This is a genomic window from Dyella koreensis, assembly GCF_044904565.1.
Classification (GTDB): Bacteria; Pseudomonadota; Gammaproteobacteria; order Xanthomonadales; family Rhodanobacteraceae; genus Dyella_D; species Dyella_D koreensis.
This window is the reverse complement of sequence record NZ_JADIKD010000009.1, coordinates 135,619-150,602: the sequence shown is the minus strand read 5'-3', so window position 1 is coordinate 150,602 and position 14,984 is coordinate 135,619. Positions and strand designations below refer to the sequence as shown.

The 14,984-nt window shown below is 65.0% G+C and carries 13 protein-coding genes; 4 read left to right on the top strand and 9 right to left on the bottom strand.

Annotated features, from left to right (window positions below; genetic code table 11):
* Positions 1–7 precede the first annotated feature (7 nt).
* Both ISS97_RS08125 and ISS97_RS08120 read right to left on the bottom strand, forming a co-directional pair.
* The gene (locus ISS97_RS08125) at positions 8–961 is read right to left on the bottom strand and encodes a serine/threonine protein kinase (protein ID WP_379985343.1); all 954 of its coding nucleotides are present in this window, start codon (positions 959–961) and stop codon (positions 8–10) included.
* A gap of 379 nt (positions 962–1,340) precedes the next feature.
* Positions 1,341–1,781, bottom strand: coding sequence for a hotdog fold thioesterase (locus ISS97_RS08120; protein WP_379985344.1), 441 nt, complete (start codon positions 1,779–1,781; stop codon positions 1,341–1,343).
* Between the two features lie 63 nt (positions 1,782–1,844).
* Here ISS97_RS08120 and ISS97_RS08115 point away from each other — a divergent pair, with 63 nt between their 5' ends.
* Positions 1,845–2,903, top strand: coding sequence for a 2Fe-2S iron-sulfur cluster-binding protein (locus tag ISS97_RS08115; protein ID WP_379985345.1), 1,059 nt, complete (start codon positions 1,845–1,847; stop codon positions 2,901–2,903).
* 38 nt (positions 2,904–2,941) lie between these two features.
* On the opposite strand, the gene ISS97_RS08110 is transcribed toward ISS97_RS08115, so the two are convergent.
* From ISS97_RS08110 to ISS97_RS08095, 4 genes are all read right to left on the bottom strand, one after another.
* The gene (locus ISS97_RS08110) at positions 2,942–3,388 is read right to left on the bottom strand and encodes a rhodanese-like domain-containing protein (RefSeq protein ID WP_379985346.1); all 447 of its coding nucleotides are present in this window, start codon (positions 3,386–3,388) and stop codon (positions 2,942–2,944) included.
* A gap of 122 nt (positions 3,389–3,510) precedes the next feature.
* The gene (locus ISS97_RS08105; protein ID WP_379985347.1) at positions 3,511–3,888 is read right to left on the bottom strand and encodes an EF-hand domain-containing protein; all 378 of its coding nucleotides are present in this window, start codon (positions 3,886–3,888) and stop codon (positions 3,511–3,513) included.
* Positions 3,889–3,984: 96 nt separating this feature from the next.
* Positions 3,985–4,398, bottom strand: coding sequence for a hypothetical protein (locus ISS97_RS08100; RefSeq protein WP_379985348.1), 414 nt, complete (start codon positions 4,396–4,398; stop codon positions 3,985–3,987).
* A 50-nt stretch (positions 4,399–4,448) separates the two neighbouring features.
* Positions 4,449–4,907 (bottom strand): YiiD C-terminal domain-containing protein, encoded by a 459-nt coding sequence (locus tag ISS97_RS08095; RefSeq protein WP_379985349.1) that lies wholly within the window; start codon positions 4,905–4,907, stop codon positions 4,449–4,451.
* A gap of 579 nt (positions 4,908–5,486) precedes the next feature.
* On the opposite strand from ISS97_RS08095, the gene ISS97_RS08090 reads away from it, so the two are divergent.
* Genes ISS97_RS08090 through ISS97_RS08080 form a run of 3 tightly spaced genes read left to right on the top strand, consistent with a single transcriptional unit; the run spans position 5,487 to position 8,680 of the window.
* Positions 5,487–6,251: a uroporphyrinogen-III synthase gene (locus tag ISS97_RS08090; RefSeq protein WP_379985350.1), complete on the top strand. Its 765-nt coding sequence runs from the start codon at positions 5,487–5,489 to the stop codon at positions 6,249–6,251.
* Between the two features lie 57 nt (positions 6,252–6,308).
* Entirely contained in the window at positions 6,309–7,427 is a 1,119-nt protein-coding gene (locus ISS97_RS08085) for a uroporphyrinogen-III C-methyltransferase (protein WP_379985351.1), read from the top strand.
* A complete protein-coding gene (locus tag ISS97_RS08080) occupies positions 7,424–8,680 on the top strand; it encodes a heme biosynthesis HemY N-terminal domain-containing protein (protein WP_379985352.1) in 1,257 nt (418 codons plus the stop codon). The genes ISS97_RS08085 and ISS97_RS08080 overlap by 4 nt, the downstream gene beginning before the upstream one ends.
* Before the next feature lie 42 nt (positions 8,681–8,722).
* Here ISS97_RS08080 and ISS97_RS08075 read toward each other — a convergent pair whose 3' ends face one another.
* The 3 genes from ISS97_RS08075 to ISS97_RS08065 form a co-directional block, all read right to left on the bottom strand.
* Complete coding sequence (locus tag ISS97_RS08075) at positions 8,723–9,058, bottom strand: hypothetical protein (RefSeq protein ID WP_379985353.1); 336 nt, start codon at positions 9,056–9,058, stop codon at positions 8,723–8,725.
* A gap of 108 nt (positions 9,059–9,166) precedes the next feature.
* Positions 9,167–11,431: a UvrD-helicase domain-containing protein gene (locus ISS97_RS08070; protein WP_379985354.1), complete on the bottom strand. Its 2,265-nt coding sequence runs from the start codon at positions 11,429–11,431 to the stop codon at positions 9,167–9,169.
* A gap of 122 nt (positions 11,432–11,553) precedes the next feature.
* Entirely contained in the window at positions 11,554–14,838 is a 3,285-nt protein-coding gene (locus tag ISS97_RS08065) for an autotransporter outer membrane beta-barrel domain-containing protein (RefSeq protein WP_379985355.1), read from the bottom strand.
* Positions 14,839–14,984: the final 146 nt, after the last annotated feature.

Here is a 14,984-nt window from a genome sequence, read left to right as displayed (position 1 = left end):
GCGTCGCTCAGCCGGCGCCCAATCCATCAGCCAGTTCGTGCAGGTCATCCACGTGCTGTTCCCACCAGCGCGATTCGGCCGCGAAAGGAAACGCGGCCGGGAACGCGGGGTCATGCCAGCGCGAGGCGATCCAGCCGGCGTAATGCAACTGGCGCATCGCGCGTAGCGCAGGGACCAGCGCAAGCTCGGTGTAGTCGAATTCGCGGAACTGCTGATACCCGGTGAGTACAGCGTCCATGGCTGGCTCATCGCCAGCCAGCATCCAAAGATCCTGCACCGCGGGACCCATGCGCGCATCGTCGAGGTCGACGAAGTGCGGGCCATCGTCGGTCCACAGCACATTGCCCGGATGGCAATCGCCATGCAGGCGTAGCTGGCGCACCGGGCCTACCGCTTCGAAGCGTTGCGCCACCGCTTCATCCACGCGTTGCGCCGCGACGCGATAACGCGCTTGTAGCGGCGACGGCAACAGGGACGACGCGAGCACCGCCTGCATCGGTTGTTCGATCAGCGTGGCGCGATCCACGCGACCGCGATGCGCAAAAGACGAGCGCGCACCGATCAAGTGCATGCGCGCGATCAAGCGACCCAGCCATTCGAGTTGCTCCGCCGATTCCAGCGAAGGCGCGCGGCCGCCACGCCGCGGTGTGAGTGCGTAGCGAAAGCCATCGTGATGCAGCAGGGTGCGTCCGCCGAAGACCAGCGGCGCGACCATCGGCAATTCCGCGGCGGCCAGTTCGAGCGCAAAGGCGTGTTCTTCGAGGATGGCCGCATCGCTCCAGCGTCGCGGTCGATAGAACTTCGCCACCACTGGGGACGTGTCTTCCAGGCCGACTTGCCAGACGCGGTTTTCATAGCTGTTGAGTGCGAGCAGGCGTCCGTCGGGCCAGAGGCCGCAGGCGGTGACGGCGTCGAGTACGTGGTCTGGGGTGAGGCCGGCGTAGGGGGCTTCGGTACTCATCGGTGCGTCCCCACGCTCTTCTCCCAGGTGGCCGAGGTGAGGGTTCGGTCCTTCCGATGTCCTTTTCTACTCGTCATTCCGGCGAAGGCCGGAATCCAGTGGCGTTGTCGCTCGGTTGTCGCGTCAGCGTGCTCTGGTTCGCCTGCCGCGGGCTTCCGACTCGCTGCCGCGAGCCGGGTCACTTTCTCTTTGCTGGCCCACGCACCCGCAGGAGCGGGTGCGAACAGCGCAGCTGGCCCGAAGGGCGCAGGGCATGGATGCCCGGAGTCAAGAGAAAGTAACCAAAGAGAAATGGCCTGTAGAGCTGGCGGTGTGCTTTGTAGCTCCGCATCTTCCAGTGTCAGACGTCGGGAGGCTTTTTCTCTGGGGGCGAGTGTGCTCACTTCAGACCAACGACGCGCGCGGGGATCACCGCCATGGTGATGCGCGAGATGCATACCAGTTCGCCGGCTTCGTTCTCGATACGGATCTCCCACACTTGTGTGGTGCGCCCGATATGCAGCATGCGTGCTGTGCCGGTGACGATGCCGCTACGCACGCCGCGCACATGGTTGGCGTTGATATCCAGGCCTACCGCCACTTCCTGCGCAGGGTCGAGCGTGAGCATGGCGGCGCTGCTGCCCAGTGTCTCGGCCAGTGCTACCGAGGCACCGCCGTGCAGCAGGCCATAAGGCTGGTGCGTGCGCTGGTCCACCGGCATGGTGCCTTGCAGCCAGTCATCGCCGACGGCGGTGATGCGGATGCCCAGGGTCTCCATCATGGTATTGGCGCTCCAGCCGTTGAGGCGGGCGAGGTCGGTGTCCTGTTTCCAGATGGCCATGGTTGATACTCGTAAGGAGAGGCCGCATTGTCGGTCGACTGTAGTCGCCGCCACAATGCGCTTGTGTTCACCGTAACCCTGAAAAACTCCGGCCGCCGGTTTCCGGTCGATGCTGGCGAAACCGTGCTGGAGGCTGCGCAGCGCGCCGGCATCGCGCTGCCGTATTCCTGCCGCGCGGGCGTGTGCGGCAGTTGCAAGGCGATCCTGCTGCAAGGTCATTGCGACTATCCGCGCAATCCGCCGCTGGCCTTGAGCGGCGTTTCGCCAGGCCAGCATGCGGTGCTGTTGTGCCAGGCGGTGCCGCGCGGCGACCTGGTGATCGAGGCACGCGAAGTGACGTCGGTGGAAGACTTTGCGAAGCGCCGGCTCGACGTGGTGGTGACGGAGAAGCGTACGCTGGCGCCTGACGTGGTCGGTCTGCATCTGCAACCGGCGGACGGCGAGGCGAGCCTGAACTGGTTGCCGGGGCAGTATCTCGATGTCTTGCTGGACGAGGGCCGGCGCCGTCCTTTCTCCATTGCCAGCGGTCCGCGTACGGACGGCATGATCGAACTGCACGTGCGTCATGTGGCGGGCGGCGGCTTCACCTCGTGGGTGAGCGGCGGGCTGCGGGTGGGCGATACGCTGCGTATCGAAGGGCCGCTGGGCACTTTCGTGCCGCGTGAGGATTCGGAGCGGCCGATGGTGTTCATGGCCGGCGGTACCGGCTTTGCGCCGGTCAAGGCGATCGTCGAGCACTTCATCGCGCTTGGCACGCGCCGTCCGATGCAGGTGTATTGGGGGGCGCGCGGCGAAGCCGATCTGTACCTGCGCGAGCTGGCTGCAAGTTGGGAGCGCGCAGCGCATGCGGTGCGCTTCCATCCGGTGCTGTCCGATCCCGAACAGGCTGCGCAAAGCGGTTTGCGCATGGGGCTGGTGCATGAGGCGGTGTTGGAGGATCAGCCGGACCTGTCAGGTCACGACGTTTACATGAGCGGGCCGCCGGCAATGATCGATGCTGGCCGCAAACTGTTCCTCGATGCCGGCCTTCCGGAAGAGCGGCTCTATTACGATTCGTTCGATTACGCGCCGGATGTGCTGGCGCAGATCCTGGCGGGACGCGCGGGATTCGTCGAACTGTAGGAGCGCACAGGGCGCGCTCCTACAGGTGGCGACAGGGCTTACTTGTTGCCCTTGGCCACCGGCAACTGCGCCTGCTGCCAGGCGAACACACCGCCGCCCAGCGTATAGACCTTGCTGAAACCCGCTTTGACCAGACGCTGCGCGGCCTTGTCGGAGGCGCCGCGGCCGTCCTTGTCGATCAGCACCACCGGCAGTTCCTTGGCCTTGGCCAGGTCCTTGTTCTCCGGGTCGAACTGGCTCATCGCCACATGCTTCGCGCCGGGGACGTGGGCCTTCTCGAAGTCCGCATAAGCGGAAAGATCGATCAGCAGCGGGCTCTCGCGGTTGATCAGCAAGGTGAGGCCGGCCGGGGTCAGCTCCTTGTACTTGCGGAACAGGCGCATGATTTCCAGCACCACGATCGCCAGCAGCAAGGCCAGGAACAGCGCGGCGAGCGCGAGATGGTTGCCGAGAAACTCGGGCAGCTTGTGCAGGACGTCGCTCATTCGAAAACTTCCGCAGGCGCGGGCCGGCCGCGCGGTGGATAAAGAACCGGAGATTATACGGGCTGCGGCAGGCGGACGGGGCCAAACAGAACGGGGCCCCAAAGGGCCCCGCTCGCTGCGCCTTATTGATGATTGGCGAACATCTGCGGTGGCGGGGCGCGGTCCTGGTGAATATTGGTGACGTTGTTCACCCCGGGAGTGCACTCGGAGCTGCCCTTGCGCTCCTCCGCGGTGCAGTCGCCAGTGCCGTTGCTGATCGAGGACAGGAAGGTCGTGTACTCGGCCTTGTCGATCCGGTGATCGTGGTTGAAGTCGTATTCCTGGAAATGGTCGTGCAGGCCGTGCAATTCCTTGGGTATTTCCGAGCGGGTAAGCAACCCATCGTGATGGACATCCAGCTCTTCGAAGCTGGGCGGCCGCTTTCCGCTGTCTTGCGCCATGGCCGCCGTCGATAACACGAAAACCCATGCCGCCACGGCGGCGAGCTTGATCCTTTTCATCGCTGACCCCCTTACCTGGACACGTTTGACTACGAGATCCAACCGCGCGGTTGTAGTCCAACTGGGGGTCGGCCGCAATCGGACGGAATCGGGTGCTTACTCGGTATCGATCTTCGGCAGCCCGCTGGTCAGCCACCAGTGGTTCTTTTCCGGGTCGTAGCGCCAGGTCTGGCGGTCGATCACGGTGCGCTCGGCCTGGGTATTGATGTTCACCAGCCCGATCTGGGCGACCTGGCGCACCTCGTTCTCGCCGCTTGCCGCCGGGCCCTGGCCGTCGTCATAGCCGCTGACCCGGAACTGGGTGTAGCGCGACATTTCCAGCGGGGTCGGCGGGTGTTCCTCGCGCACCTTGGGGTCGACGAACTGCAGCGCGGTCTGGAAGTCGCCCCAGCGCACCGTGCTGGCATAGGCGTTCAGGGTGGTGGTCAGCGCCTGGTTGCGGCGGTCGGAGGCGCAGCCGGCCAGCAGCAGGACGGTGAGCAAAGCGAGCAGGGTCAACAGACGGTGCATAGGTGGTTCCCCCTTGAAAGACCCGGCCATTCTGCCGCAAGCCGCAGCTTTCAGTCGCGGCGCTTTGCCACGAAACGCGCGCTCAGGGTGGCGGCGGGTTTGTCCGGATTCTCGCTGGGCACCTGGCAGGCCACTTCGATGCGGGCGCGGCCGCGCGCATTCAGGGTGTGGAAGAAAGCATTCCAGTCGGCGTGCGGGCCGAGACGCGCCTCGCTGAGCAGGTCCTCCCACACTGGGGCCAGGTAATGCACGGTGGATTCGGCCACGAACACATCGCAATCGAAACCGCGCTTGCGTAGTTCCAGTTCCACCAGGCTCCAGCCGCTCAGGGTCATCAGGCTGACCAGGCTGCCGCCGAAGGCGCAGCCTTTGTCGTTGATGTTGGGTTTGAGCGGGGCGGCGATGGCGATGTGGTTGTCGTCGTGGCTATGGAGTTGGAGATCCATGCTGTGGGCCAGGGGGATTTCATCGCGGATGAATTGGATGAGGGTCTGGGCGGGGGTACTCATGGGGTGGTGGGGTCTTTGGGGCGGGGCGGGGAACCCGCGAGTTTAAGGGGTAGAGGTTGGGGTTGGCTGTTGCCAGAAGTTGGGGCGCCTCCACTTTCGTCATTCCGGCGTAGGCCGGAATCCAGTAGTGGTGCGCTCGGTTATCACGTTATTGCGATCTGGCTCGCCTGCGGCGGGCTTTCGAACCGCTGCCGCGGTCCGAGTTACTTTTCTTTGCTTGCACAAAGAAAAGTAACCAAAAGAAAAGGCACCCCTCTTACGCGCCCTCCGGCTTCGCCTACGGGTTCGTGAGGGTTGGCCGGGCTTTTCGACACGACATCCCTGTCGTGTCGAAAAGGAACCGGCATCCATGCCGGTTCCCCTGCGGGCCTGATCGTCCAACCCTCACCGCTCCACAGGGGACCCATTACGGGCTCGCTTACGCATCGCCTAGTTAAAGCCTCTGCCCCCTCCCCTGCTTGCAGGGGAGGGTTGGGGAGGGGTGTGGGTGCTCGGGATAGCGTGGCTACTTAGCGCGATCAGCCCCCACCAGCCAACGGGCTACACTGCCCGCGGTTTTCGCGATGGCATTGATGACGCGTGCAGTCCAGGAACACCCTTCCCTCATATTCGCTCCATGGCCGTGTCGTGGTGATTACGCGGCCTGCGGGTACGGCGTCGTCGCTGGCGCGTCAGGTGCGTGTGTGTGGCGGGGTGCCGTTGTTGTTGCCTGGGTTGTCGTTGCGTGGTGTGGATGATCCTTCGGTAGCGAGTGCCGCGCTGGGTGAGGCGCTGAAGGATGAGGTGTTGGTGTTTACCAGTCCGGCGGCGGTGCGGTTTGCGGCGCGTCTGCGTCCGTTGCGAACGCGTGCGGTGGTGGTTGCGGTAGGGCAGGGGACGGCGCGGGCGTTGCGGCGGCTTGGGGTGGCGGCGTTGGCGCCGGAGGAAAGGCAGGACAGTGAGGGCTTGCTTGCGCATCCGGCGCTGTCGGATGTGCGCGGCCGGCGCGTGGCTTTGATCGGTGCGCCGGGCGGGCGTGGGGTGTTGCGTGAGCAGTTGGCTGCGCGCGGCGCGCGCTTGCGGGAGTTGCACGTGTATCGGCGGGTGGCGCCGCGTTTGCTGCGGCGACATGTCGCGGGTGTGATGGCGTTGCCTTCGTCCGCGCGGGTGTTGTTGTCGAGTGCGGAGGCGCTGGAGCATCTGCGCGCGCAGTTGCCGCCGGAGGCGTTGGCGACATTGTGCGCGGCGACGGCGGTGGTGAGTAGTGAGCGGCTGGCGGATGTAGCGCGGGCCGCGGGCTTCCGTCGCGTACTCGTCGCGGCGTCGGCGTTGGCAGCGGATTTGCTCGCCGCGGCGGCGAAATAACAGCTTTCACAAAGACTTGATGCGAAGGCCGCGGCGTGGGCTGTTAGCATGTCGCGCATGAGCCAGGACAACGCTACGTCAGATACCGCCGCCAAGACGGCGGCCGCCAATATCCCGCCTTCTCGCAAGGCTTCGTCTTCGCCGCAGCCGCATCGCGGTGGCGGCAGCCTCGCCTTCGCCCTGTTGCTGTCGCTGGTCGCGGTCGGCGGCGCGGGCTATGTGGGCTGGCGCCAGTATGTGCAGGAAACCGGGGTGCGCGATGCCGTGCATACCACCGCCGGCCTGGAAACCCGCGTGGCGAATATGGAGCACGCGCTGGAGACCAGCGACAGCGAGCGCACGCTGCTGCGCCAGCGGCTGGGCGATGCGGATCAGGTGAATCGTTCGCTGCGCGAGGAATTGCTCGGCCAGGCCGAACGCACGCGCAATCTTGAGGATGCGATGGCGAAGCTGTCGGAGAAGACGCTGTCGGGTCACGACGGCATGCTGCTCGACGAAACCGAATCGCTGCTGCGCATGGCCAAGGAGCGCTATGCGCTGTTCCATGATGCGCAAGGTGCCGCCGCCGCTTATGCGCTCGCCGACCAGACGCTGGCCGCGGTGAATGATGGTGCGTTCTCCGGCTTGCGCCAGAGCCTCAATGCCGAGCGCGAGGCGTTGACCAAGAGCCAGCCCGCCGCGCAGTCGGCAGCGCTGGATGCGCTCACGCAATTGCGTGCGGCGACCACCGAGCTGCCGCTGAAGCCGCTGGACACGCCGGCGGATGCTGCCGCCACTGATACCTGGTCGCGCATCCGCCGTGCCTTGACCGACGTGATCCGCGTGCAGCGTGTGAATAGCGCGCCGCTGGCGGTGGCCGATGCACGTTTCGCCCGCGAGCTGGTGGCGCTGGATCTGGCGCAGGCGCAGTCGGCCTTGCTGGCGTATGACAGCCAAGGTTTCGCCGCCGCGCTCAAGCGCGCCGATGCCAATCTGGCCGCGCAGTTCGACACGCAGGCGCCGGTCGTGCAGCAGGCGCGCAGCAAACTCGCCACGCTTGCCGCGCAGCTGCCGTCGTCCGCGCCGGTGGAACTGGGCGCGGCTCTGGCCGAATTGCGCAATCTGCGCTCGGTGCATGCGCTCAAGCCCGCCGCTGCTGCTGATGCCGGCAAGCCGTCGGCCGGGGCCAAGCCATGACGTTGTGGCGCTGGATTCTGTTGTTGGTGATCGTGGCGGCACTGGCCGCATTCGGCTGGCATTGGGTGGCCGAAGATCCCGGCTATGTGCTGGTGCAGCTCCGCGGCTGGCAGGCGGAAACCTCGGTGATCGCCGCTGTCGTGGTTCTGCTGGTGGCGTGGGGCGTGCTTACTGCCGTGTGGCGCCTCGTGCGCTGGCCGTTCGGCGCGCTGTCGCGTCGGCATCGCCGCATCAGCCGCCAACGGCTGGGCGATGGCTTGGTCGCCTTGATGGAAGGACGCCATGGCGATGCGGAGCGCGATCTCAATCGCGCCTCGCGCCTGGACAGCCTGCGCGGTCCGGCCTTGCTGGCTTCCGCGGAAGCCGCGTCGCGCCGCGGCGAACAAGGCCGCGCGCTTGAAGCACTGGGCGAGGCCAGCCAGTCCGTACCGCGTGCGGCGCGCGTGTTGCGCGCACGCGTGCTGCGTCGTGACGGCAAAGCGGCCGAAGCGTTAGCACTGCTGGCTCCAGAGGCCGACGCCGGCACGTTGAGTCCGGGCGGTTGGCGCGAGCTCGCCATCGCCGCGCTGGCGACGGGCGATCATCGCCGTGCCCGCGAAGCCTTGGAGCCGCTGCAGAAAAGCGGCGCGCTCGGCACCCGCGGCTATGTCGCGCTGGAAGCCCAGGTGCTCGCCGCTTCACTGAAAGCCGCGCCCGATGGCGCCGCGCTGAACCAGTTGTGGTCGCAGTTGCCGAAGGCGCAGCGCCGTGCTCCGGCAGCCATCGATGCCTACGCGCGCGCCGCCGCGGGCTTCGGCATGGTGCTGCCGGCGATGGACGAAGTGGAATCCGCGCTGCGCCGCGAATGGTCGCCGCAGCTGATCGAAACCTACGGCGTGCTCGGCGACGACAATCTCGATGCGCGTCTGCGCCGCGCCGAAACCTGGCTGGATACGCATCCCAACGATGCCAGCCTGCTGCTCACGCTCGGCCGCATGTGCGTGCGCCTCAAGCTGTGGGGCAAGGCGCATCAGTATCTGGAGCGCTCGCTGGCCCTGAAACCGTCAGCTGCGGTGTGGGAAGCATTGGGCGATGCCTATGCTGGTCAGAGCGATGCCGACCTCGCTCAGCTTTGCTATCGCAACGCGCTCGCCTTCAGTCGCGACGGCGTCATCACGCCGTTGCCGCAGGACAACCGCAGCTCGCGGCTCGATACGCGCCCGGTCGCGGTCGAGGAGCGCAGCGAACACGGCGTGCCGCGCCTGCGCGAGTAGGCCCTGAGCGACGAGCATGCGGGCCGGCTCCGGCCTGCGTGTTCAATGCGCCGATACCGCCCAGGTGATGAAGCCCGCGTTGACCGTGGTCAGCGTCAACGCAAACAGAAACAGTGCATCCGATACGCGCTCCAGACGGTGATTGCGCTGCACGTTGCGCGTACGCAGCGCCCAGTACGACGCCAGGCAGGCCATCAGGTAGAGCAGGGTGTTGAGCGCGAGCAGATCGTTGCCGATCACATCGGCGCGATGCATGGCGACCACCACGCGCAGAATCCCGATAACCGTGATGCATACGCCGACCATCGCGGCCGACGCGGAAAAGATGTGGACGCAGATATCGCGGTCGAGCGGATTGCGTTGCGTGTTCCAGTTCATGGTGCGACGGCCTGATCGATGACTCTGAGCAGACCCTGGCCATATCGCGCAGGTTGCCGCGGCAGGTTCTTGCGTTCAGCCAGCGCCTAGCTATTCCTGCCTTGTGGATTACAGCGGCGTGAGCTTGGCATAGGCCGCCACCAGCCACTTGCTGCCGGCGCCTTCGAAGTTGATCTGTAGGCGTGTGTGCGGGCCACTGCCTTCCGCGCTCACCACTACGCCTTCGCCGAAGCTGGGGTGGCTGACGCGCTGGCCGAGTTTCACCGGCAGATCTTCTTGCAGCACCGGCGCGTTTTCGGTGAAACGGCCGGCGTAGAGCGGGCGGCTGACTTGCACGCGCGGACGCACTTCATCGATCAACTCTGGCGGAATCTCCGACAGGAAGCGCGACGGTCGCGCCAACATTTCCACACCATGCATGCGGCGCGATTCGGCGTGGGTGATGAACAGCTTTTCGCGGGCGCGCGTGATGCCGACGTAGGCAAGGCGGCGTTCTTCTTCGAGACGGCCCTCGTCTTCTACAGAGCGTTGGCTCGGGAACAGGCCTTCTTCCATGCCGACCAGGAACACCACCGGGAACTCGAGACCCTTGGCCGAGTGCAGCGTCATCAGCTGCACGCAGTCGTCCCAGGCCTCGCCCTGGCCTTCGCCGGATTCCAGCGCGGCATGGGAAAGGAATGCGGACAGCTCGCTGAGCCCGGCGTCGATATCGTCCTGGGTCGGTTCAAAACGGCTGGCCACGTTGACCAGTTCGTCCAGGTTCTCCACGCGCGATTCGGCGTTGCCGCGGCTGTCCTTTTCGTAGAAGTCGCGCAGGCCGGTGTGGGTGATGGCGTGCTCGATCTGCTCGGCGAGGGCGAGTTGGGGAACGGGAGGAGGGGAACGGGGAACGGAGGGCGTTTCGCCCGGAGGCGTTGATGCTGTTGTTCCCTGTTCCCCACTCCCCATTCCCCCAAACGTGCGGCTCATCTCGTCGATCATGGTGAGGAAGGCCTTCACCGCGTTTTTCGCGCGACCGGCCAGTTCGCTGCCACTGCTCAGCTCGCCGAGCACGGCCTCCCACATCGACGCGCCGTCGCTACGCGCACGGCGGCGCAGCACATCCAGCGTGCGATCGCCGATGCCGCGTGGCGGCGTGTTCACCGCACGCTCGAATGCCGCATCGTCGTGGCGGTTCGAGCACAGCCGCAGATACGCCAGCGCGTCCTTGATTTCCGCGCGCTCGAAGAAGCGCTGGCCGCCATACACGCGAAAGCGGATATCGCGCTGCATCAGCTGTTCTTCGAAGTTGCGCGACTGCGCGTTCGAGCGATAGAGGATCGCGCAGTCGCGCGCGTTGCCATGCTCCGCGATGTACTCGCGGATACGCTCGATCACGAAACGCGCTTCGTCCTGCTCGTTGTATGCCGCATACAACGCAATGCGCTCGCCATCCTCGCCGGCGGTCCACAACTGCTTGCCGAGGCGGCTGCCATTGCGCGCGATGACGCTGTTAGCGGCCTTCAGGATGGTCGAGGTGGAGCGATAGTTCTGCTCCAGCTTGATGGTCTTGGCGCCGGGGAAGTCGCGCAGGAACTGCTGCACGTTCTCCACCTTGGCGCCGCGCCAGCCGTAGATCGCCTGGTCGTCGTCGCCCACCACAAACACCTGCCCGGTATTCCCGGCCAGCACGCGGATCCACGCGTATTGCAGCGTATTGGTGTCCTGGAACTCATCGATCAGCAGATACTTCCAGCGCTGCTGGTAATGCTCCAGCACCGCCGGGTTCTTCAGCCACAACTCGTGCGCGCGCAGCAGCAGCTCGGCGAAATCGACCAGGCCTGCGCGGCGGCAAGCGTCTTCATAAGCCTGATAAATCTGCACGAAGGCACGCGTCACCGGATGATCGCGATGCTCGATATTTTCCGGCCGCTTACCCTCATCCTTCCAGTTGTTGATCTGCCACGTTGCCTGCCGCGGCGGAAACTTAGCCTCATCCAGCCCCAGCCCGGCGACCACACGCTTCACGATGCGCTGCTGATCATCCGCATCCAGAATCTGGAAACCTTCCGGAAGCCCCGCCTCACGCCAGTGCCGCCGCAACAGGCGATGCGCAATGCCGTGGAACGTACCCACGGTAAGCCCCTGCGTTCCGCCCGGAATCAACTGATCCAGACGCGCCCGCATCTCACCGGCGGCCTTGTTGGTGAAGGTGACCGCGAGAATCGCCCAAGGCGGCACCCGCTCGACCTGGGTCAGCCAGCCGATGCGGTGCGTCAGTACGCGGGTCTTGCCGGAGCCGGCGCCAGCAAGCACCAGGTAGTGGCCGGGCGGAGCGCAAACGGCTTCGCGCTGCGCGTCATTGAGCTTGTCGATCAAATGCGAGACATCCATCCGGCCTATTGTAGCCGGGTGGGTCTCAGGGACCGAGTAAGAAAGATGTTTACGTCCCCGCCACGGGCCATGCCATGGCCGATGGCGGGTGTGGTGGGTTTCCGTCGCCGTTGATCGTTGCGCTAGAAGCGGACACGAACGCCGGCGGCCGCGCGCCATCCGCCGGCCAGCGCGTCCGTCCTGGACGCGTGCCCCGCCTCGACGAACGCGCTCCACGCTTCGGCAGCCACGCGCCCGCCCACGGCCAGCTCACGTGTCGTGGCATGCCGCGTGGGCAGTGCCACCGGCAGTGCGCCGCCATCGAGGGAGGCGGTGATGTCCGGGCGATTGCCGATCGTATGAACCATCGATACCCGCGCATAGACGTCACCGATAGCGGCCGGCGACAGGAAGAGCGTTTTGCCAAATAGCACGCCGGCGCGCGCGAGAAAGGTGTGGTTGCGGTCCACCTCGAAGCGCACGCGGTTGCTGGCCGTATACGCGCTGGGGCCGACCGAGCCGTACGCTGCCTGCACTTGCGGCTCGATGTAACCACCGCGTCTGCCTTCAAAGCGCCGGCCGGCGCGCACCGCGACACTCGCCGCGCGCGCTCGATTGCGCCCGGAGGTGATGCCGAATGTGTCACGCGAGGTGTAGTTGTCATCCAGGCGGCCGACGCGGGCTACCGCATCGGCGAACAGACCCTTGCTGGTATTCCAGGTGCCGTAGAGACCCACCGAATCACCCCGCAGTTCGGCGGCGCCGTTCTGCAGATTGGCGCGGGACTGCACATGCGTATAGGCCAAGCCCACAGCGGTGCGCCCCTGATCCATATCGATCCGCCACTCGGTGCCGGCCGTGGTGCTTGTGGTGTTCTGACGGTAAGTACGCCCTTCGCTTCCATCGCCTTTCAGGTTGCCGTTGTCCGCGTCGATCCAGAACGCTGAGCTGCCGACCGATTCGTCCATGCGCTGCGCTTCACTGCGGCGGGACACCGCGCGCTCGTCGATCTGCCAAAGATTGGAGAGCGCGAGCGCGGCATCGCCCGCTACCAGCACGCCGGTGGAAGGTGCGATGGCCACTGTGCCAGTGGTTACCGCGCCGTTCCCCGCGTTCGGACTGCTGGCCGTGCCGGAAGCGCCAACGCCCGATGGTGTTCCTGTGCTCGGTGTTCCTGATGTTGTTCCCGTGCCTGATGTCGATGAGGTGCCGCCTGTGCCTGCTGGCGTCCCCGAACCTGCGCTCGTGCCCATGCCGCCACTCGACGTGGTGCCCGATCCGTCGCCGAGAATGTCGATGCCGGTCAGCAGAATCTGTTTGCTGTCGGAACTCAGACGGATCTGCGGCACATAGGAGAAGCGCACCAATGCGTTCTCATAGGTACCACTCCATTGGCCGGTCAAACCCGAGGCCGCCAGGAAGCGTGCCGTACCGCTCGCAGCAGTGCTGGCATCGACGATCACGATAGGGCTGGGCGCCGCGATCGATACGCCTTTCTGCAGCGCCGCGGTATTGATCCAGGATGTGTCGCTCAACACCGGGTCATAAGCAATGCGGACATTCTGCGTACCCTGCGCATGGAACGACGCGATGCCGCTGCCGAACACCACTTTGTCTGCCTGTGCGTTGCGGACATCACTGATCAGTGTGAATGCCGCGCCGTCGGCGAGATTCACTGAAGCGCCGCCGGTTGCACTGCTGCCGACCTGCAAGGTGCGCAAGCTGTAGGAAGGCACGCTGCCGGGAGCAAACGCGCCCCAGCCGGCCGCCATATCGATCGAGCCGCCGGAACCAAGGTCGAGGCCACCTGAGCCGAAATCGGAGGACACCGTGCCGGTCCCGCTGATGATCCAGCTTGCCCCGTTGCTCACTGCAACGCTGGCCTTGCCTACCGAGCCGTCGGTGTCGCCGAGCACGAGGCCATTGAGCCAGGACTTGGACGTATCAAGATTGAGATTCAGGGTGCCTGTATATCCACCGCTGTTCGATCCCGTCAGTACGTCGCCCTGAATGGTGACATCGCTGCTCTTGCCCTGATTGATATCTGTCGTCGCGGATGATGAAGCTGATGGGTGAGTGACAACGCCGTAGTGGGTCGCAGCCGTCGAGTCCGGCGCCTTGGCGATGGACAGGCCGCCGTTGAAGCTCGCCATGCCGGTATTCGCGACGCCATAGGTGGTGCCGGCCACTTCAGCGACCGTGATGGCGACATCGCTCGCAGAAGCAAACGACAACGTGTTGTTGATGCCGTAGGCCGCGTGGCTGCCTTGCGTGCCGGTTGCCTGGATCCGGGTGGTGGTGCCGGCCGTGGTCAGCGACATCTGGCCGTCATTGTTCAGGCCATAGACGTCCGAGTCGCCCTCGAAGGTGCCGTTCCTTGCCGTGATGGTGAGATTGCCGTCGAACGACATATAGCCGTTGCCGCCATTGCCGCCATGGTTATAGGCACCCACGGTGTCGCCGTAGGTATTCCTGCCGCCCTGCGCCGAAAGGGTGGTGTCGCCGTGAAATTCGGTCTTGGACAGCCGGTGTCCCGCATTGACGGCGAAGGCGGAACGATTGCCGATGGCCGTAATGGATGTGCTGCCGCCCACGTAAATATTGCCGTTGTTGCGAATGCCCATCACGGTCGAGCCATGGGCAATGGCGTACAGGTTGAGGTTGCCGTCTATTTCGGTGCGCGCCGAAACGCTGGGGTTCCAGATGCCATTGACGTTGTCCGAGGGATACACGCCATTCGCGATAAGGCCGACGTTGCCGGTGATTTTCAGGATGCTGCGCCCATCGCCCTCGATCGCGTAATTGGTGCTGTTGCTATCCGATTCGGCCGTGAGATTGCCGTTGATCGTGATCCTGCTGCCATTGCCGGTGAGGTAGATGACGCGCCCATACCCCGGTGTCGATGCCTTCAGCGTGGTGTCGCCGTTGATGGTGAGGCTGCCATAGTCGTCGGCCCATAAGGCATAAGCATTGCCATAGACGGTCCCGCCAACGCGTTGGGTCCACGAATTCCGGTCGACGGCACTGACGTTGATCGGACCGTTGATGGTCACCGATTTCGGATCGCTCTGCGGGCTGGAAACATACACGCCGACAGCGCTCCCCGCGTTCGTGCCGGAGGTCGGCACGTCGCGGGTAGCTGAGATCGATACACCGCCTGCGCTCGTATCGAGCGTCGTCGATGAGGACGAAGAGGTGATGGCGACGCCATACACCTGGGGGTCGGCCGATTCGACCTGGATGGCGTCGTCCTTGAGCAGCGTGTAGGCAGCCATGTTGCCGTTGCTGGTGACGGCATAACCCGGGTTGTATCCACCTGTGCCGCCGGAGACGTCGTGACCGGCAACGCCGGTCAGCGGCTGTGTATACACGGTCGCACCGACCTGCGGCGGCACGATCACGCTCGTCAGTGCAACGGCAACCGACAAGGCGAGTTCGTGTTTTCGCGCATGGAGCGCCGGCCTGTGCCTATCAGAATGCATGCCGCCCTTGGCGACGCGACTTGCATGTTGCAACTCAAACTGATGCATGGGTTCCCCCTGTTACATCCGACGCTTGTCCACGGTTACCCGCT